This is a genomic window from Streptomyces sp. NPDC049813, assembly GCF_044465085.1.
Classification (GTDB): domain Bacteria; phylum Actinomycetota; class Actinomycetes; order Streptomycetales; family Streptomycetaceae; genus Streptomyces.
In genome coordinates this window covers 166,492-184,978 of record NZ_JBITLI010000011.1, presented here as the reverse complement: position 1 = coordinate 184,978, position 18,487 = coordinate 166,492, and the positions used below count along the sequence as shown (strand labels likewise).

Here is an 18,487-nt window from a genome sequence, read left to right as displayed (position 1 = left end):
GGGCGGTTCCCTGCCGTTCTTCTTGGTCGCCGCTCCGGTGCGCCTCGTGGGCGCCGGAGCGGAGGGTCAGCCGCGGGCGGGTCCGAACCACCGGCCGAGGGCGGCGCCGAGGTCGCCCTCGCCGCGCGCGTCCCAGGCGATGTGCCCGTCCGGCCGCACCAGCAGCGAACCGTCGGCGTCGTCCTTGACCCAGCGGCCGGTGACGACGTCGACCCGGTCCGCCCAGCCGTCCGCCGCCCCCGCGTCCGGGGCGCCGTCGGCGCCGTCGGCGAGGACCAGCAGGCCGCGTCCCGCGTGCAGCAGTTCGGCGATTCGCACCCGGGTGCCGTCGGGCCGCTCCAGTTCGCGCTCCGGGTCCAGCCGCAGACCCAGCGGGCCGCCGCCGCTCTCTCCCAGGTCGTAGCGGACGCCGAGGCCGCTGACCATGCCGGCCAGGTGCCCGGCGGCGCCCTCGTCGGTGACCAGCTCGCGCATGAGCGCGCGCAGCGGGTCCGCCTCGGCGCCGCTGAGGTAGAGCATGGTCGCCGCGTGCGTGTTGCGCATCAACTGCTCGCCGAGCGGGTGCCGTTCGGCGTGGTAGGTGTCGAGCAGGCTCTCGGGGGCCGTGCCCCGCGCCACCGCGGCCAGCTTCCAGCCGAGGTTGGCCGCGTCCTGGAGGCCGGTGCTGACGCCCCAGCCGGCCAGCGGGGGCGTGTCGTGGGCGGCGTCGCCCGCGAGCAGCACCCGGCCGCTGCGGTAGGTGTCGGCGAGGGCCGCGCCGTTGGCGAAGGCGGCCATCCAGCGGGCGCTGCCGTCGTGGATGGACTCGCCGGTCAGCCGCTGCCAGGTGGCGGCGATCTCCTCGAAGGTGAGCGCCGCCGAGTCCGGGTGCGGGGGCAGGCTGCGGTCGTGCATGAGGACGCGGTGGTAGCCGTCGCCGAGGCCGACGGAGAGCACCATGTTCCCGTCCGGCACGTACTCGCCGGTGGGACGCGGGCGCGGCGCGCAGCCGGTCACGTCGGCCATGTACATCCCGCGGGTGGACTCCCACCCGGTGGTGGTGATGCCGCTCAGCGCACGCACGGTGCTGTGCGCGCCGTCGCAGCCGACGAGGTAGGCGGCCCGCTCCCGGTGCCGGCCGTCGGGGCCGTCCAGGACGATCTCGACGCCCTCGGCGTCCTGCTCCAGGCCGACCAGCTCGTGGCCGCGCCGCAGCTCGACGCCGAGCTCGGCGAGCCGGTCGGTGAGCATCTGCTCGGTACGGGACTGCGGCAGGCCGAGGACGCCGTGGTGGTCCTCGGGGAGGAAGTCCAGGTCGATGCCGATGCCGCCGAAGTGCCCCCGCTGACCCCAGCGGAAGGTGCCGAGGCGGGACAGCAGGCCGCGCTGCTCGAAGAGTTCGGCGACCCTCTTGGTGAATCCGAGGGCGCGGGATTCCCCGGAGGGGGCGGGCAGGGCGTCGTAGACGGTGACGTCGGCCCCGCCGAGCCGGAGTTCCGCGGCGAGAAACAGCCCGACCGGACCCGCTCCGATGACTATTGTGCGAGTTTCCATAATTCGCTCTCCGCTGATTGGACAACGCGGCCTGCGAGATCGAGTGTCAGCTCAGATTCCATTGACCAGGATGGCACAGTCCGGCTGTCGGATAACCGTTTTGCGAGGGAGCCTCGACCGCTTCTGTAGCGGTCTTCAGGCGGGCCACCGGGTCAGCTCGGGGTGGCCTTGCGATAACGGCGTACGGCGAGCGGTCCGAAGACCGCGAGAATGCCGGCGGTCCAGGCGAGCGAGCCGAGCACCGGGGTCAGTGTCTCGCCGCCGAACAGCAGCGCGCGTACGGCGTCGGCGGTGTAACTCACCGGCTGGTGGGCGGCGAACGCCTCCAGCGGGCCCGGCATGGTGGAGGTCGGCACCAGCGCGGAGGAGACGAAGCCGAGCGGGAACAGCACCGGGAAGGCCACGATGTTGGCCGTCTCCGGGCTGGAGGCGACCAGGCCCACCAGGCAGAAGACCCAGGACATGGCGAAGGCGAAGGCGAGCACGACGAGGCCGGCGGCCAGGTAGCGCCAGAAGCCCTCGTCGATGCGGAAGCCGACCAGGTAGCCGAGGCCGGTCATCCAGGCGAAGACGAAGACGTTGCGCAGGAAGTCGGCGCTGGTGCGCCCGGCCAGCACCGCCGAGCGGGCCATGGGCAGCGCCCGGAAGCGCTCCAGCAGGCCGCTCTTGAGGTCGGCGGCGAGCCCGACGGCCGTCGCGGTGGCGCCGAAGGCCAGGCCGATGGTGTAGGCGCCGGGCATCATGTAGTCGGCGTAGGTGACGCCCTCGGGCAGGGCCCGGGCGATGGCGCCGCCGAACACGTAGCGGAACAGCAGGACGAACATGACCGGCTGGAGGCTGGCGAAGAAGATCGCCTGCGGCACCCGGACGTAGCCGAGCAGGTTGCGCCAGGTGATGGTGGCGGCGTTGCCGAGCGCCAGCGCCCGGGGGCGGACGGAGTCCACGGTGATGGCCATCGCTACGCCGCCTCCTTCGAGTCGGGCGCCTCGGTGGAGGCGCGGCCGGTGAGCGAGAGGAACACGTCGTCCAGGCTCGGTTCGCGCAGGACGAAACCGACCGGTGAAAGACCCGCGTGCTGGAGCGCGCCCAGCACGTTCATCGCGGAGTCGCTCTCGGCGCCGACCGGGATCTCGATCCGGTCGCCGTGCCGGACGGCGCGGTGGGCGGAGCCGAGGGCGGTGGCGGCGCGGGCGGCCTGGGCCTCGTCGGCGAACCGGGCCTCCGCGACGGACGCGCCGAGGTCGGCCTTGAGCTGCGCGGGGGTGCCCTGCGCGATGACCCGGCCCCGGTCGAGCACCACGAGGTGGTCGGCGAGGTGGTCGGCCTCCTCCAGGTACTGGGTGGTCAGCAGGACGGTGGTGCCGTCGGCGACCAGCTGCTCCAGGACGGCCCACAGGTCGCGGCGGCTGCGCGGGTCGAGCCCGGTGGTGGGCTCGTCGAAGAAGAGGATGCGCGGCCGGTGCACCAGGGCGGCGGCCAGGTCGAAGCGCCGGCGCTGGCCGCCCGAGTAGGTGCGGCTGGGCCGGTCGGCGATCTCGGTGAGCCGGAACTGCTCCAGGAGCTGGCCGGCGCGGGCGCGCACGTCGGCGCGGCCCATCCCGGTCAGCCTGCCGACCATGACGAGGTTCTCGCGGCCGGTCAGGTTGGGGTCGACGGCCGCGTACTGGCCGGCCATCCCGATCAGCGGGCGGACCCGCTGCGGGTACTTGACGGCGTCGATGCCGTCGATCACCACGCGCCCCGCGTCGGGGGCGAGCAGCGTGGTGAGCATGCGGGTGGTGGTCGTCTTGCCGGAGCCGTTGGGGCCGAGCAGGCCGACGACCGAGCCGTGCGGGACGGCCAGGTCGACGCCGTCCACGGCGGTGTGCTCACCGAACCGCTTGACGAGGCCCTCGGCGCTGATGGCCGGCGCCTGGGGAGCGGCGGGCCGCGGCGTCCGCCCGGCCGGCCCGCCGGCGGGCGCGGCCGGCGGCGCCCCCTCGGCCGAAATGGTCTGGCGCATGTCGTGCACCTTTCTGTCGGGTCGACGCGGCGGGGCCGCGGCCTGCTACTGCGCCCAGGGCGGGGTGAAGGACTCCTCACCGGGGACGTGGGCCACGCCGCCGACGGGCAGGACCACGACGAACTCCACGGAGGCGTCGTGGGGGTTGCTGATGCCGAAGGTGGTGTCCGGCGGAACGATGAGGGTGTCGCCCTCCGCGAGGTGGTGCAGGTCCTCGGCGAGCTGCACGTCGGCCGCGCCGGAGAGCACGTGGAAGATCTCCTCGTGGTCGACCGTGCCGAACCGCGGCGGGGTGCCGCCGGCGATGGTCAGCCGCCACACGCAGGTCTGCGTGGAGCCGCGGCTCGGGGCGGCGAGGCCGCGGACCGACAGGTGCGGGGTGTCGCCCACGGTGGCGACACCGGGCATCGAGTAGCTGAAGACGGGCGAATCGGCACTCTGCACAACAGGCACGGTGTACCTCTCTCGGATTCACGTCTGAAAAGCCCACGAAAAGGGCTGGCCTGTTGCGAAGAATAGGGCGGGCCGGGCGGGCCGACAACGGTTCAGACACCTATCTGAACGCCCGCCCGAATGCTGTCGTACGCATTTGGACAGGGGGATCGATAAACGGCCTTTGACGGTGCGGAAAGGGCGTGGATACTTTTCCGGAAAAGGCATCGATTCGACGGGAGCTGTGCGATGCAAAAGGTCGTTTCGCGGGACGGTACGACGATCGCCTACAAGAAGGCCGGTCAGGGCCCGCCGCTCGTCATGCTGGGCGGTGGATTCCGCGACCACTCGATCTTCGACTCACTGGTCCCGCTGCTGACGGCGCACTGCACCACCTACGTCTACGACCGGCGCGGGCGCGGCCAGAGCGGCGACTCCCCGCACTACGCGATCGCCCGCGAGGTCGAGGACCTGACGGCGGTGATCGAGGAGGCGGGCGGCGGTGAGCCGGTCGCGGTGTTCGGCGGTTCCACCGGCGGCATCCTGGCGCTGGAGACGGTGCTCGCGGGCGCGCCCGTCGGCAAGCTGGCGGTGCTGGAGCCGCCCTACCGGATGCCCGGTTTCCGGCGCCCCGCCGAGGACTTCACCGAGCGGCTGACGTCCCTGCTGGCGCAGGAGCGGCGCGGTGAGGCCGCCGAGTTCTTCCTCGCCAACCTGGTCGGCTTCTCCCAGGAGGAGATCGACCAGTGGAAGAACGGCCCGATGTGGGCGGCGAACGAGGCGCTCGCGCACACCCTGCCCTACGACGCGGCGCTGTGCGGCGACGGCCGCCTGCCGGCGGAGCGGTTCGCCACCATCGGCGTGGAGACGCTCGTCATCGGCAGCGACCACACCGGCGGCTGGCTGGCCGCTGCGGCCGAGGCCACCGCGGCCGCGGTACCCGGCAGCCGGCTCCAGATCCTGCCCGGCGTCTGGCACAAGGTGCCGCCGGAGGTGCTGGCCCCGGCGCTGGTGGAGTTCGTCACCGGCTGACCGGGCCCGGACGGCGAGCCGACCCCGGGCGGTGCCCGGGGTCGTTCAACCGCGCGCGGGCCGCAGTTGGACAGGCCCGCTCAGCCGCCCGCGCCCGGACAGGCTCTCACCAGGGCACGGGGCCCGCGTCGTCCTGGGAGGTGCCGGTCGGCCCGTCGGGGCCGAGCGTGGCCAGGCGGACGGCGACGACGGCGCCCTGCTCGACGCTCTGGTGGCCGCGGTGGCCGTTCATGTCGGTGGCGGTGAACCCCGGGTTGGCCGCGTTCACCTTGATGCCGGTGGCGAGCAGCTCCCTGGCGTAGGCGACGGTCAGCGCGTTCAGGGCCGTCTTCGACGACTGGTACGTGACGAGGTTGTAGTCCTTGAAGCCCGGCGCCCCGGCGTCGAGGTCGGCGGTCAGGGCCAGCGAGCCCACCGTGGAGGACATGTTGACGACGCGGCCGGCCGGGGAGCGGCGCAGCAGCGGCAGCATCGCGTTGGTCACGGCCAGCACGCCGAAGACGTTGGTCTCGTAGACCTCGCGCAGGTCGCCCGGGGTCGCCGCGCTCGGCGGGCCGAAGAAACCCCCGGTGATCCCGGCGTTGTTGACCAGGATGTCGAGCCGGCCGTGCCGCTCGCCGAGCGCGCGGGCCGCGTCGGCGACGCACTCCGCGTCGGTGACGTCCAGGCGCAGCGGGTACGCCGCGATGCCCTCCGCCGTCAGCTGGGCCGCGGCCACCCGGCCCCGGCCCGCGTCCCGCGCGCCGAGGTGGACGACGATGCCGCGCCGGCCCAGCTGGCGCGCGATCTCGAACCCGATGCCCTTGTTGGCGCCCGTGACCAGGGCGACGGCCGGCTCAGACATGGCGCTCGCCACCGTCCGCGGCCGGGGCGCCGAACCAGCGGGTGAGGGCTTCGGCCAGTCCGTCGGCGCCCTGGCCCGCGCGCGCCGCCCAGGCGACGTAGCCGTCGGGGCGCACCAGCAGGGCGGCGGCCCCCTCGAAGGCGTCGTCGTCCTCGGGGTGCGGCCGCGCGGCGACGACGTCGACCCGGTCCGTCCAGGGCGCGGCGGCCGCGCGCACCGCCGGGTCGCCCCCGAGGCCGAGGGCGATCCCGCGGGCGCCGTGCAGCAGCGCGGTGGTGGAGGTCTTGCCGGTGTCGCGGCCCTCGGCGTCGGAGACGACGAGTTCGCGGTGCGGCAGCCGCCGGCCGAGCAGCGGATGGTCGCCGGGGCCGACGTCGTAGCGGATGTCGAGTCCGGTCACCATGCCGATGAGGTGCTTGCGCACCTCCTCGTGCGCGGCGAGTTCGCCGAGCAGGTCGCGCATCGGCTGCATCTCGTCGCCGCTGATGTACAGGGCGCGCTGGCTGAGCGTGTTGATAAGGACGCGGGCGCCGACGGGGTGGCGCTCGCTGTGGTAGCTGTCGAGCAGCGCCTGCGTGCCGTGTCCGTGGACGGCCGCGGCCAGCTTCCAGCCGAGGTTGACGGCGTCCTGCACGCCCGCGCTCATGCCCTGCCCGCCGATGGGCAGGTGGATGTGGGCGGCGTCGCCGGCGAGGAAGACCCGGCCGCTGCGGTAGGCGGCGGCCTGGCGGCTCTGGTCGGTGAAGCGGCCGATCCACCGGGGCGTGCCGGTGCGGATGTCCTCCCCGGTCAGCCGCTCCCAGGCGGCGGCGACCTCCTCGAAGGAGGGCGCCTCGTCGCCGGGGCGCGGCACGGCGCCGCGGTCGTAGTAGGTGACGCGGAAGGTCTCGGGGCCCTGCTGGAAGGCGAGGACCAGGCCGTCCGCGACCCGCTCGCCGTTGGGGCGCGGGCGCACCTGGCAGCCGACGACCTCGGCGAAGCACATCTCGATGCGCGCGTCGTGGCCGGGGAAGGCGATGCCGGCCCTCTTGCGCACGGTGCTGCGGCCGCCGTCGCAGCCCACCAGGTAGCGGGCGCGCAGCCGGTGCGCGCCGTCGGGGCCCTCGGCCTCGACCTCGACGCCGGTGTCGGTGGCGTCGAAGCCGGTGACCTCCCAGCCGCGCCGGATGTCGGCGCCCTCCTCGCCCGCCCACGCCTCCAGGACGGCGGTGGTCAGCGACTGGGGCACGCCCTTGGCGCCGTACGAACCGCCCTCGACCTCGCGGTAGTCGAGCGGCACCCCGCCGAAGTGGCCGATGGGGATGGTGTCGAAGCCGCCGAAGCGGGGCAGCAGCCCGCGCTGGTCGAACGTCTCGATGGTGCGCGCCGTGAAGCCGAGCGCGCGGGACTGGTCGGTCGGCTCCGTCGACTTCTCCAGGACGACGCAGTCCACGCCGGCCAGCCGGAGTTCGCCGGCGAGCATCAGGCCTACCGGGCCCGCTCCGACGATGACGACATCGGTGTCAGTGCTGCCCATCTTCGACCTCTGTGTGTGAGTGGGTGGGTGCGAGTGCCCGGTCGACCAGGGCGCCGGCCGCGCCCGTGTAGCCGGCCGGGTCGGTCAGCGAGGCGATCTGCTGCGGTGTCAGCACGCCGACCAGCGCCGCGTCCTCGGCGAGGACCGCGGTGAGGACCTCGGCGAGCGGGCGCGCCGTCCGCGCGGCCCGCGCCGAGACCTCGGTGAGCAGGTCCCGGGCGGCCGTGCGGCCGAGCCGGGGGGCGAGGACCGCGCTGACGCGCTCGGAGACGAGCCGGCCGCCGGTCGCTTCGAGGTTCGCCCGCATCCGCGGCGGGTGGACGCGCAGGCCGCCGACGAGTTCGCGGGCGGTGTGCGCCGCGCCGCCGGCCAGCCGCAGGCACTCGCGCAGCGGCTGCCACTCCGCGTGCCACAGCCCGGCCGAGCGTTCGTCCTCGGTGGCCAGGCACTGGGCGAGGACGGCGGCCTGGGCGGGCACCTGGAGCGCGGCCGAGCGGATCAGGGTGGCGAGGACGGGGTTGCGCTTGTGCGGCATCGCCGAGGAGACGCCCCGGCCGGCGCCGCCCGGCTCCGTCACCTCGCCGAGCTCGGTGCGGGTCAGGACCAGGACGTCGGCGGCGATCTTGCCGAGCGCGCCCGTGGTGTGCGCGAGGGCCGCGCCGAGGTCGGCGACCGGGGTGCGCAGCGCGTGCCAGGGCAGCGCGCCGGCGGCGAGTCCCGTCTCGGCGGCGAACGCCGCGGTGAGCGCGCCGGGGACGGCGCCTTCGGGGTCTTCGGGGTTCTCGGTCGCGTACTGGAGGTAGCCGGCGAGGGTGCCCGCCGCGCCGCCGAGCGAGACGGGCAGCGTGTCCGCGACCCGTTCCAGGCGCGTCACCGACTCCAGGACGAGCTGGCGCCAGCCCGCCGCCTTCAGCCCGAACGTGGTCGGCACCGCGTGCAGCGCGAGGGTGCGGCCCGCCATCACCGTGTCCCGGTGGGCGGCCGCGACCTGCGCCAGCGTCGCGGCGACGGCCCGCAGATCGGCGCCGAGCGGCAGCAGCGCCCGGCGCGCCACCAGCATCGCCGCGGTGTCGAAGACGTCCTGGCTGGTGGAGCCGCGGTGGACGTACTCGGCGGCGTCGGGGGCCCGGTCGGCCACCACCGCGGTCAGCGCCGCGACGAGCGCGACGACGGGGTTGGCCGTCTCCCGCGCGGCCACGGCGATCGCACGCAGGTCGAGCAGGTCCGCGCGGGCGAGCGCGGTGATCGTCGCGGCGGCGGCCGGCGGGACCGTGCCGCAGCGGGCCTGGGCGCGGACCAGGGCGGCCTCCGCGTCGAGCATGGCCTGGAGCCAGGCGAGGTCGCCGACGGCCTCCTCGGCGGGGGTGCCCGCGCGGACCGGGGCGAGCAGGCCGACGTCCGCGTACGGCGGCGGCGTGCTCACGCGCTCGCTCCCGCGTTCGTCCCGGCGGCCGTCGGGGCCTGCTCCGCCACGGGTGCGGGCAGGGCGAGCACCGCCGCCGCGATGGCGTCGGAGTCCTCCAGGGTCACCGAGCCGACGCCGGGTCTGATGCCGGCCGCCGTCACCCAGTGCACGGACTCGGTGGGCACCCCGTAGGCGAACCGGCGCGGGTGGGGGCGGCCCGCGGCGTCGCGCAGCCGGAACGGGCGCTCGGTGACGTCGAGTCCGCCGGTCTCGTAGTCGCCGCCCTCGTCCCCGGTGACCCGGAACGGGCGGCACTGGCCGGTGCGCTGCAACTGGCGCATCAGGGGGTCGCCGGTGCGGCGCAGGGTGATGTCGGGCAGCCGGCTCTCGATCAGCGTCGTCGCGGTCACCCGGGAGCCGGGGACGCGGGGCGAGTCGGCGGTGAAGCACGCGCCGTCCGGGCCGCTCTCCTCGGCGCTCACCCGCATGCCGGGCCCGACGACGTCCAGGACGCCCGCCTCGATCAGCGCGGCCATCTCCTCGATGCGGGAGGCGGGCGGACCGATCGACAGGTGTGCGTTGAGCCGCGTGTACCAGCCGTCGAGTTCGTCGCGGTGCGAGGCGGCGTCGAGGCCGCCGTGGTCGACGCCGAGCCGGATCTCGTTGCGCAGGTCGCGCAGGACGTCCAGGGCCGCCTTGAGGGGTCCTTCGACGTTGCCGGCCCGGGCCTCGCGCAGGTCGTCGCCCAGGTGGGCGAGGAGCCAGCCGCGGAAGGCGCCGGGACCGGCGAAGGTCAGGTCGCCGAGCGGGGCCCGCACCCGGTCCCAGTCCCAGCGCTCCGCGCGGCGCACGCCCGCCGCGTCCAGGAGCGCGTCCTCGGCGGGGCCCGGCTCGGCCCGCAGGAAGGCTTCGGTGAAGCGGGCCACGGCGGGCGGGGCGGCCCGCGCCGACAGCAGCGTCTCGTAGTAGACGCTCTGCACTTCCTTGGAGATCAGCGGCCACAGGTCGCGGCCGAAGCGGATGCGGCCCGGCGCCGCGCGCAGCCGTGCCAGGTGCGCGGCGGTCAGCAGCCGGGGCAGGTACCGGCCGTCGGCGCCCTTCTGGTTCTCGCCGCGCGCCTGGTAGGGCACGCCCCGGCGGGAGCCCGCGTACAGCCGCGGCTCGCGGCCCGAGGGGCGGTAGACGAGGCGCCCCTCGACGCGCTCGAAGACGCCACCGCGGGCGTGCGTGAACAGCGCCATGTAGTCGAAGAAGTTGAGGCCGAGGCCGCGCAGCAGCACGCGCTCGCCGGGCGCGACGCACGTCAGGTCGGTGTCGGCGGGGTTGGCGGGCTGGATGTACGTCAGGCCGTGCTCGGCCGCGAAGACGGCCAACTGCCGTACGGCGACGGTGGGGCGGGCCGGTACGTGGCCCTGGGCGAGGACCACGGCGCCGAGGCCGGTCAGCCGGGTGCCGTCCTCCAGGGTCACGCTCTGCGCGCCCTCGGTGGCCTCCGCGTCCAGGGCGACGGCCCGTACCGGGTGCACCTCGACCGTGACGTGTGCGGCGGCGTTCGCGACGACCTGCCGGAACACCCAGTTGAGGTACTGGCCGTACAGGGCGCGCGTCGGATAGGTGTCGGGGCCCAGGTCGCGGGCCTCGGCGAGCGTCTCGTCGTCGTAGGGCCGGCCCGAGTCCGCGGTCAGGGCGCTCGGGCCGAGGGCCTTGGCCCACTGGTACAGGCTCGGCCCCTCCTCCCGCGGGCCCGCGATGCGCACGCTGGCGTCGGTGTAGACGGTGACCTGGGAGGCGACGGTGTTCATCAGCAGGTGCCGGGACTGGTCGGCGCGCCACACCCGGCCCGAGCCCGGCGGTCCCGGGTCGACGAGGTGGATGACCAGGTGGGCCCAGCGCGGGGCCCGGCGTTCCTGCGCGCAGAGGCGTTCCAGTACGGACAGGCCACGCGGTCCGGCGCCGACGAGGCACACTTCGAGACGTCCGCTGCTCACAAGGACACTCCGCTCGGCAGATCGGGGACCGCGGCCGTCGAACGCCGCGCTCCGCCACCGTCGGACGGGGCGCTCGACCAGGGCTCGGATCCGGCTAGGGCGTGGCGCGGATGCGGGCGGGCGCGGGGCTGGGGCACCCCGGGACAACGCGAGCACCCCTTCTGCGGCGGGGGTCTCCGCAGAAGGGGTGCTGGTCGCGCGCGGGGTCTCCGCGCTCGTCGGCCGCCGGCGCCCGGGCGGCCCGCCGCGGCGCGGGGTCACCGCGCGTGCGGCCCGCGGGCGCCGGCCTGTCGGGACCGCGCGAGGTCGCCACGCGGTCCGGCCGTCTCCCGGCCGGGTCAGCCGAAGGAGATGTCGGTGCCGAGCTGTCCCCGCGTCTCGTTCCACGCCACCAGCTGGCACTGCGCGACCGCGCAGTCGACCGAGCTGACCGCGCCGGTACCGAAGTCCGTCGCCTGGAACGCCTTCTTGACGGTCTGGGTGACCTGGAAGGAACCATTGGCGTCGGCCGTGGCGACGACGTAGCCGTCGGCACACTTGGTGTTCTCGACGCACTCCGCGACGGCGACCTGCTCGCCCGCGGAGTAGCCACTGCCGCTGACGGTCACCGTCTGGCCGTCGGAGAGCCCGGAGGACGGCGACACGGACACCGCGGGGGCCGCGGACGCCGGGCCGACCGCGAGGGCCAGACCGGCGGCCACGCCGGCACCGATGACGCCGATCCGGGACAGACGCGAACGGGTGGTGAGCTGCATGGGGGAACTCCACATCGTGTATGGGGGGTGATCGGTCCGTGACGGGTGGTCACGCCCCATCAGATTCGGGGCGATCGGCGGAGGATCGCTCGAGAAATCCTGGACGTCCGGTGGAGGACGCGCTCCCACGGGGGCGGCGGCCCGCGGATGTCAGGCGGCGGTCAGCCGTGTGTCAGCGGCCGCGGGGAGGATGAGGGGCGGGCCGTCGCGCCCCGGCGCGCCCCTCGGGGCCGGCCGACCGAGTCCAGCGAGGAGCCGCCCCGATGGTTCAGCACGTCGCGCTCGCCCAGCACCACGACGCCAGCTCGGACACCCTGCTCGTCCCGCGCCACGAAGGCGGCTCGGACACCCTGCTCGCCCTGCGCGAGGCGGTCCGCGCCGCTGCGGTCTGCCGGGTGCGCACCGGCGATGTGGTGGTGTCGTTCACGCCCCGCTCCTGCGGGGTCGACGGCGACTGGGCGCTGGCCCTCGCCGAGCTGGGCACCGAGCTGCCGCCGATCCTCGTGCACCGCCCCACCATGACCGTCATCGACGGGGTGCACCGGCTGCGGGCCGCCCGCATCAAGGGCCGCGACCACATCGACGTCCGCTTCTTCGACGGCTCCCAGGAGGACGCGGCGCTGCTGGCGGTGGCCCTGAACGTGGTCAAGGGCCGCACGCTGCCGCAGGCCGACCGGGTCGCCGCCACCGAGCGCATCCTCGCGGCACGGCCGCACTGGTCGGACCGGGCCGTCGCGGCCGTGGTGGGGCTCTCCGCCAAGAAGGTCTCCGCGATCCGTACGGGGCTGCGGGGCGTGCCGCGCGTCGAGCGCCGGGTCGGGCTCGACGGGCGGGCCCGTCCGCTGAGCACCGCCCAGGGCCGGGAGCTGGCCGGGCGGTTGCTGCGCGCCGATCCCACGGCGTCGCTGCGCACGGTGGCCCGGCAGGCGGGGATCTCCCCGGCGACGGTGGCCGACGTGCGGGACCGGATCTCGCGCGGCGACGACCCGGTGCTGCCCGGGCAGCGCACCGCGGGAGCCGAGCGGGTCCGCGGGCCCGAGCCGCAGCAGGCGCCCGAATACGGTCCTGAGCGCGCCTTGGACCGCCCGGCCGAGCAGCGCTCCCCCGACGAACTGGCCGCGCTCTTCGAGGCGTTGCGCCGTGATCCGTCGCTGCGGCTGAACGAGATGGGCCGGGCCGTGCTGCGGATGCTGGACGCCTGCTCGCTGATCGCCCGCGACCGGGAACGGGTCATCGCCAACCTGCCGCCGCACTGCACGCGTCAGCTGGCCGAGCTGATGGACGGCCACTCGGAGCTGTGGCGCGTCTTCGCCGACGAGCTGCGCGCGAGCTGAACGAGGGCCCCGCCGCGGCCGTGTCCGGCGGCGACGGGGCCCGGGTCGCGGCGCGCGTCGGGCGCTGGACGTCAGGCGCCCCGGGCCTCGCCGAGTTTGAAGCCGACGCCGCGCACCGTCACGATCCAGCCGCCGTCGCCCAGCTTGCCGCGCAGGCTGCTGACGTGGGTGTCGACCGTGCGGCGCGACCAGGTCTCGCCCCACACCTGCTTGAGCAGCTGTTTGCGCGAGATGACCGTGCCGGGGTGCGCCGCGAGCAGGCTCAGCAGGTCGAACTCCTTGCGGGTCAGGGTGATGTGCGTGCCGTCCACGGTGACCTCGCGGGAGCCCACGTCGATGTGGAGCCGGCCGTGCCGGATCTCCGGGACGACGCTGGGCTGCCAGTGGGTGCGGCGCATGACCGCCTCGATGCGGGCCATGAGTTCGCGCAGCCCGTACGGCTTGGTGACGAAGTCGTCGGCGCCCGCCTGCAGCCCGAGGACGCAGTCCAGTTCGGAGCGGCGGGTGGTGACGATGATGACCGGCACCCGGCTGACCGCGCGGATGGCGCGGCAGACCTCCAGGCCGTCGAGGTCGGGCAGTTCGAGGTCGAGCAGGACCACGTCGGCGTCCTCGTGCGCCTGCAGGGCGCCCGCGCCGTGCCGCACGCACGTCGGCAGGTGTCCGTGCCGGCGCAGCTGGGCGGCGAGCGTGTCGGCGGGCCCCGCGTCGTGGTCCACCACCAGGACGCGCCGCCCGGCGGGCGCGGCGGGTGTCTCCTGCGGTGGGCGGGCGGGATGCGGTGAGCGGGGTTCAAGGAGCGCCGGTGACGCGTTCTGAGTCATGTCTCCCCCGGGAGCCTGCACCGCCCGGGGGGCGGTCGCCGACGGTTGAGCGGGCACGGTGCGCGCGGCGGCCATCGGCCTGCCGCGCCCGCGTCCGCCGACCACGCTAGTGCCGGGCGGTCGCCGGGCGGTCGAGCCCCGGTCCAGGCCCGCCCGGCCGCCGCGCCGGTCCGTGGAGTCACGGGTTGAGCACCCACGCCGAGTGGTGGGCGGTGAAGCCGATGTGCGGGTAGTACTCGGCGGCGGCGGGCGCCGACAGGAGCACGATCTTCGCCGTCGGCGCCTCCTTGCGGGTCGCGTCGATCAGCGCGCGGCCCACCCCCGAGCGCTGCTCGGTGCGGACGACGGCGATGTCCGACAGGTAGGTGACGTAGGAGAAGTCCGAGATGCTGCGGGCGATGCCGATGAGCGCGCCGTCCGCGTCGCGGGCGACCAGTACGAGGTTGGCGCGGCGGACCATCTCCGCCATGCGCGCGGTGTCCTCGACCGGACGGCGCTCGCCGAGGCCCGAGGCGTGGTAGACCCCGAGCACCTCGTCCAGATCGAGGCTGCTGCCCTCGACACGCTCAACTGTCCAGCTCACGGAGGGACTCCAATCGGTTCCGGATGACGTCGTGGTTGACGAGGAAGCGCTCGGGCGTCAGGGGCGGCAGGCTCAGCCCCTGCGCGGCGAGCGAGCCGGCGAAGTGCTCGCCGGTGGCGATCGTACGGTCGGCGGCGGCCTGCACCGACCGGTAGGCGTGCTCGCGTTCGACGCCCTCGGCGAGCAGGTCGGCGAGGACGGCGGAGCTGTGCACGAGGCCGTCGGTGGTGTCGATGTGGGCGCGCATCCGCTCGCCGTGCACGGTGAGCGTCTCCAGGAGCCGGGTCGCGGCCACCGCCTGGAAGTGGCCCACGGAGAGGCTGTCGGGCAGGATCACCCGCTCGACGGACTGGTGGGCGAGGTCGCGCTCGTGCCACATCGCGACGTTCTCCAGCGCCGTGTCCGCGTAGGACCGCAGCAGGCGAGCGAGGCCCACGAGGCGTTCGCTGGTCGTGGGGTTGCGCTTGTGCGGCATGGCGCTGGAGCCCTGGTAGGCGCTGCTGCGTGCCTCCTCGACCTCGCGCACCTCGGTGCGCTGCAACAGCCGCAGCTCCAGGGCGATCTGCTCGACGCAGGCCCCCGAGGTGGCGACGGCCTGGAGCAGCTGGGCGTGCCGGTCGCGGGCGACGACCTGGCTGGGCGCCGGCTCGATGCCCAGGCCGAGGCGGTCGCAGACGTGCCGCTCGACGAACGGGTCGATCAGCGCGTAGGTGCCGACGGAGCCGGAGACGGTGCCGACGGCGACCGCCGCGCGGGCCGCGGTCAGGCGGGCCAGGGAGCGGTCGACGGCGAAGGCGTAGCCGGCGAGCTTGTGCCCGAACGTGGTGGGTTCGGCGTGTACGCCGTGGGTGCGGCCCACCATCGCCGTGTCCCAGTGCTCGACGGCCTTGTCGACCAGGACGCCGCGCAGCCGCTGGGTGGCGGCGATGAGCAGGTCGCTCGCGCGGGCCAGGGTGTGGCCGAGCGCGGTGTCGACGAGGTCGTAGCTGGTCATGCCGAGGTGGACCCAGCGGGCCGAGTCCTCGGGGATGTTCTCGCAGTACGCGGCGAGGAAGGAGAGCACCTCGTGGTCGCGTTCCTTCTCGAACTCGGCGACCCGGGCGGCGAGCGGCACCGGTGCGGCGCGCATGTCCTCGACCGCCTCGCGCGGCACCCGGCCCAGCTGCGCCTGGGCCTCGGAGGCGAGGATCTCGACCCGCACCCAGGTGGCGTAGCGGCTCTGGTCGGCGAAGAGGTCCGCCATCTCGGGCAGTGTGTAGCGAGCAATCATGGAGCAGGCCTTCGTCCGTGGGCGGGTGGGGGCGGGGCGCGGATCGCGGGGGCGCTCAGAACACGCCGAAGTACTCGCGCTGCTCCCACTCCGTGACCCGGCCGGGGGCCGGGGCGGCCTGCACGCACCAGGCCTCGTAGCGGCGCAGTTCGCTCTCCTTGAGCTTGATGAGCGTCGCGGTGAGGGGCTCGCCGAGCAGCTGTGCGGCGCGGCCCGCGCGGAACGCGTCGAGGGAGGCGCGCAGCGACTGCGGCACCGTGTCGTCGCCCGCGTCGGGAGCGGCGGGTCCGGCGGCCCCGGTGAGGCCGTCGAGGCCGGCGAAGAGCTGGCCGGCGATGTTGAGGTAGGGGTTGGCGCAGGGTTCGCCGATGCGGTTCTCGATGTGGGCGCCCGCGCCGCTGCCGACGACGCGGAGCATCGCGGTGCGGTCCTCCACGCTCCAGCCGAGCCGGGTGGGGGCGAGCCCGTGCTCGGCGCCCAGGCGCCGGTAGCCGTTGACGGTGGGCACGGAGAGCAGGCACAGCTCCCGCGCCCAGCCGAGCAGCCCTTCCGCGTACGCCTTGCCGCTGGGCGAGACACCGCCGCTCAGTCCCTCGGCGGCGAACAGGGGGCGGCCGGTGGCGGTCTCCAGGAGCGACTGGTTGAGGTGCCAGCCGCTGGGGTCGGCGGCGTCCAGGCCCGGCTGCGACATGAAGGAGGCGTGGTGGCCCCGCGCGGCGCACCAGCGCTTGGTGACGGTGCGGAACAGCAGCATCGCGTCGGCGGTGTCCAGCGCGGACATCGGGCTGAACGTGGTCTCGATCTGCCCGGGTCCCGACTCGTGCTCCATCGACCGCACGGGCAGCCCGAGCCGGATCAGGTGCAGGGCGAGCGGGTCGGTGACGGGGGCCGCGGTGTCGTAGGCGGCGTCCAGGTTGAACTGGTAGCCGGCGTTGAGGGCGGCGACCCGCGGGGCCTGGCCCTGGAGGCCGAAGCCGTTGCCGGTGTTGCCCGGCGCGTCGTCGAGGCGCCGGGTCAGGTACCACTCGACCTCCAGGCCGAGGACCGGGGTGAGGCCGCGCCGCGCGTAGCGGGCCTCGGTGCGGCGCAGCAGGGCCCGCGCGGAGAGCGGGTGGGGGGTGCCGTCGCGCAGGTACTCGTCGCCGATGACCCAGGCGGTACGGGGTCCCTCGCCGGGCAGCCGCTGGAAGGTGAGCGGGTCGGGGACGAGCACGAAGTTGCCGGCGCCGGCGATCTCGTCGACGCCGATGCCGTGGTCGCCGGTGAAGTCGACGGCGACGGCGTGCCCGGTGTCGAAGACGAAGGGGCCGGGGCTGAAGTTCATCCCGTCGCGCAGCACGGAGCGGAAGGCGCGGCTGGTCAGCGTCTTGGAGCGGGCCAGTCCGTGCGGGTCGGCGAAGACCAGGCGGACGAGGTCGAGCTGGTCGAGGCCGGCCTCGATCTCCTCGGCGGCGCTGGTGCGGGCGTCGTCCCACAGCTGGTGGCGGGCGACGAAGGACGGAGCGCCGGCGCCGCTCTCGGCGACGGGGGACGACCATGACCGGGTGTACATGGCTCAGCTGGTCCTTTCGGCGAGGGAGAGCGCGGCGAGGGAGCGCAGTGCGGTGTCGGGGCGGGGGGCGGCGGCGAGGTCGGCCTCCAGGCGCCGGCCCACCGTGAGGACCAGGTCGTCCGCGCCGACCGGGCCGACGAGCTGGACGCCGGCCGGCAGTCCGGCGCGGGTCAGCCCGGCCGGCAGCGACAGGGCGGGCTGGCCCGTCATGTTGAACGGGTAGGAGGCGGGCGCCCAGTCGAGCCAGAGCAGATCGCGCGGGTCGGCGGCCCAGGACGGGCCGATGGCCGACGCCTCGAACGGCTCGATCGGCACGGTGGCCATGGCGAGCAGGTCGTAGCGGTCCATGACCGAGCGCAGGATGTTGCGCAGGTTCTGGCGCACCTCCTGGGCCCGCATCACGGTGGCGCCGCTGACGGTGCGCCCGTGCCGGACGATCTCCAGGCGGCCGGTGTCGATCCACTCCTCGTCCTCGGGCGCGGTGCCGGCCGCCTCGGTGGCGGCGACGATGTCGACCAGGGCGGGGTAGATGTCGTGGCAGCGCACCTCGATGTCCTCGACGAGGTGCCCCTGGGCGCTCAGGGCGGACCGGGCGCGGTCGGTGGTGCGGCGGATCTCGTCGTCGGTGCCCTCGTACTCGATCCAGCCGATCCGCAGCACCTCGTGGTCGCGCGGCGAGTCCAGGGAGCCGAGGGCGGAGTCCGCGTCGCTGCGGTGCGGGCCGACGATGGCGCGGGCCAGCAGGGCGGCGTCGTCGACGGTGCGGGCGATCGGCCCCTGGTGGGCGAGGCGTTCGGCGCCGTTGGGGAAGTAGGGCACCCGGCCGTACGACGGTTTGTAGCCGACGACGCCGCAGAACGCGGCCGGGATGCGGATCGAGCCGGCCCCGTCGGTGCCGAGCGAGCCGTCGCACAGCCCGGCCGCGACCGCCGCGGCGGCGCCGCCGCTGGAGCCGCCCGCGGTCAGCGCCGGGTCGTAGGGGTTGCGGGTGGGCGGGGCGACACGGCCGACGGTGGAGGCGCTCCAGCCGTACTCGGAGGTGGTGGTCTTGCCGACGACGACGGCGCCCGCGGCCCGCAGCCGGGCCACCGCGGGCGCGTCCTCGTCGGGCCGGTCGTTGGGCAGCAGCGAACCGCGGGTGGTCGGCAGGTCCCGGGTCTGGAGCAGGTCCTTGACGGAGACGGTGACGCCGAGGAGCGGGGTGTTGCGCCAGGCGTCGGCGCCCAGTTCGCGGATGCGCCGGTCGGCCTCCTCGGCGGCGCGCAGCGCCTCGTCACCGGCGACGGCGACGAACGCGCCGAGCACGTCGCGCTGTTCGATGTCCGCGAGGACGGACCGGACGTGCGCCACGACGGAGGTCTCGCCCCGCCGCAGCAGTTCCAGGGTGTGGTGGACGCCGCGGCTGGTCATCGCCGGT

At 74.9% G+C, this 18,487-nt stretch carries 16 protein-coding genes; 2 read left to right on the top strand and 14 right to left on the bottom strand.

All coding sequences use genetic code 11. The annotated features are described in order from the left end of the window. Positions 1-66: 66 nt before the first annotated feature. The 4 genes from ACIBW6_RS22870 to ACIBW6_RS22855 all read right to left on the bottom strand — a co-directional run bounded on the left by ACIBW6_RS22870 (position 67) and on the right by ACIBW6_RS22855 (position 3,979). Positions 67-1,533 (bottom strand): FAD-dependent monooxygenase, encoded by a 1,467-nt coding sequence (locus tag ACIBW6_RS22870; RefSeq protein WP_399062405.1) that lies wholly within the window; start codon positions 1,531-1,533, stop codon positions 67-69. A 152-nt stretch (positions 1,534-1,685) separates the two neighbouring features. Next, positions 1,686-2,489, bottom strand: a complete 804-nt coding sequence (locus ACIBW6_RS22865; RefSeq protein WP_399062403.1) for an ABC transporter permease — start codon at positions 2,487-2,489, stop codon at positions 1,686-1,688. Between the two features lie 2 nt (positions 2,490-2,491). Next, positions 2,492-3,535 (bottom strand): ATP-binding cassette domain-containing protein, encoded by a 1,044-nt coding sequence (locus ACIBW6_RS22860; RefSeq protein WP_399062401.1) that lies wholly within the window; start codon positions 3,533-3,535, stop codon positions 2,492-2,494. Between the two features lie 45 nt (positions 3,536-3,580). After that, the gene (locus ACIBW6_RS22855; protein WP_399062400.1) at positions 3,581-3,979 is read right to left on the bottom strand and encodes a cupin domain-containing protein; all 399 of its coding nucleotides are present in this window, start codon (positions 3,977-3,979) and stop codon (positions 3,581-3,583) included. A gap of 237 nt (positions 3,980-4,216) precedes the next feature. Here ACIBW6_RS22855 and ACIBW6_RS22850 point away from each other — a divergent pair, with 237 nt between their 5' ends. Further along, positions 4,217-4,999: an alpha/beta fold hydrolase gene (locus ACIBW6_RS22850; RefSeq protein ID WP_399062398.1), complete on the top strand. Its 783-nt coding sequence runs from the start codon at positions 4,217-4,219 to the stop codon at positions 4,997-4,999. A 106-nt stretch (positions 5,000-5,105) separates the two neighbouring features. Here ACIBW6_RS22850 and ACIBW6_RS22845 read toward each other — a convergent pair whose 3' ends face one another. From ACIBW6_RS22845 to ACIBW6_RS22825, 5 genes are all read right to left on the bottom strand, one after another. After that, complete coding sequence (locus tag ACIBW6_RS22845; protein WP_399062396.1) at positions 5,106-5,843, bottom strand: SDR family oxidoreductase; 738 nt, start codon at positions 5,841-5,843, stop codon at positions 5,106-5,108. Next, entirely contained in the window at positions 5,836-7,359 is a 1,524-nt protein-coding gene (locus ACIBW6_RS22840; protein WP_399062394.1) for an FAD-dependent monooxygenase, read from the bottom strand. Before ACIBW6_RS22840 ends, ACIBW6_RS22845 begins: the two co-directional genes overlap by 8 nt. Beyond that, positions 7,346-8,782, bottom strand: coding sequence for an adenylosuccinate lyase family protein (locus ACIBW6_RS22835; RefSeq protein ID WP_399062392.1), 1,437 nt, complete (start codon positions 8,780-8,782; stop codon positions 7,346-7,348). Before ACIBW6_RS22835 ends, ACIBW6_RS22840 begins: the two co-directional genes overlap by 14 nt. Continuing rightward, positions 8,779-10,752 carry an FAD/NAD(P)-binding protein gene (locus ACIBW6_RS22830; RefSeq protein ID WP_399062390.1) on the bottom strand — a complete coding sequence of 658 codons (1,974 nt, stop codon included), beginning with the start codon at positions 10,750-10,752 and terminating at the stop codon, positions 8,779-8,781. The genes ACIBW6_RS22835 and ACIBW6_RS22830 overlap by 4 nt, the downstream gene beginning before the upstream one ends. Positions 10,753-11,090: 338 nt before the next feature. Further along, positions 11,091-11,507 carry an enediyne antibiotic chromoprotein gene (locus ACIBW6_RS22825; RefSeq protein ID WP_399062388.1) on the bottom strand — a complete coding sequence of 139 codons (417 nt, stop codon included), beginning with the start codon at positions 11,505-11,507 and terminating at the stop codon, positions 11,091-11,093. 263 nt (positions 11,508-11,770) lie between these two features. Between ACIBW6_RS22825 and ACIBW6_RS22820 the strand changes: the two genes are divergently transcribed. Beyond that, positions 11,771-12,841 (top strand): ParB N-terminal domain-containing protein, encoded by a 1,071-nt coding sequence (locus tag ACIBW6_RS22820; RefSeq protein WP_399062386.1) that lies wholly within the window; start codon positions 11,771-11,773, stop codon positions 12,839-12,841. A 71-nt stretch (positions 12,842-12,912) separates the two neighbouring features. On the opposite strand, the gene ACIBW6_RS22815 is transcribed toward ACIBW6_RS22820, so the two are convergent. The 5 genes from ACIBW6_RS22815 to ACIBW6_RS22795 form a co-directional block, all read right to left on the bottom strand. After that, positions 12,913-13,665 carry a response regulator transcription factor gene (locus tag ACIBW6_RS22815; protein ID WP_399062384.1) on the bottom strand — a complete coding sequence of 251 codons (753 nt, stop codon included), beginning with the start codon at positions 13,663-13,665 and terminating at the stop codon, positions 12,913-12,915. Between the two features lie 178 nt (positions 13,666-13,843). Then, positions 13,844-14,248, bottom strand: a complete 405-nt coding sequence (locus ACIBW6_RS22810; protein ID WP_399062382.1) for a GNAT family N-acetyltransferase — start codon at positions 14,246-14,248, stop codon at positions 13,844-13,846. Continuing rightward, positions 14,232-15,518 carry an adenylosuccinate lyase gene (gene purB, locus ACIBW6_RS22805; RefSeq protein ID WP_399062380.1) on the bottom strand — a complete coding sequence of 429 codons (1,287 nt, stop codon included), beginning with the start codon at positions 15,516-15,518 and terminating at the stop codon, positions 14,232-14,234. Before purB ends, ACIBW6_RS22810 begins: the two co-directional genes overlap by 17 nt. A gap of 55 nt (positions 15,519-15,573) precedes the next feature. Further along, positions 15,574-17,070 carry a glutamine synthetase family protein gene (locus tag ACIBW6_RS22800; protein WP_399062378.1) on the bottom strand — a complete coding sequence of 499 codons (1,497 nt, stop codon included), beginning with the start codon at positions 17,068-17,070 and terminating at the stop codon, positions 15,574-15,576. A gap of 3 nt (positions 17,071-17,073) precedes the next feature. Further along, positions 17,074-18,480 carry an amidase gene (locus ACIBW6_RS22795; RefSeq protein ID WP_399062376.1) on the bottom strand — a complete coding sequence of 469 codons (1,407 nt, stop codon included), beginning with the start codon at positions 18,478-18,480 and terminating at the stop codon, positions 17,074-17,076. Positions 18,481-18,487 lie beyond the last annotated feature (7 nt).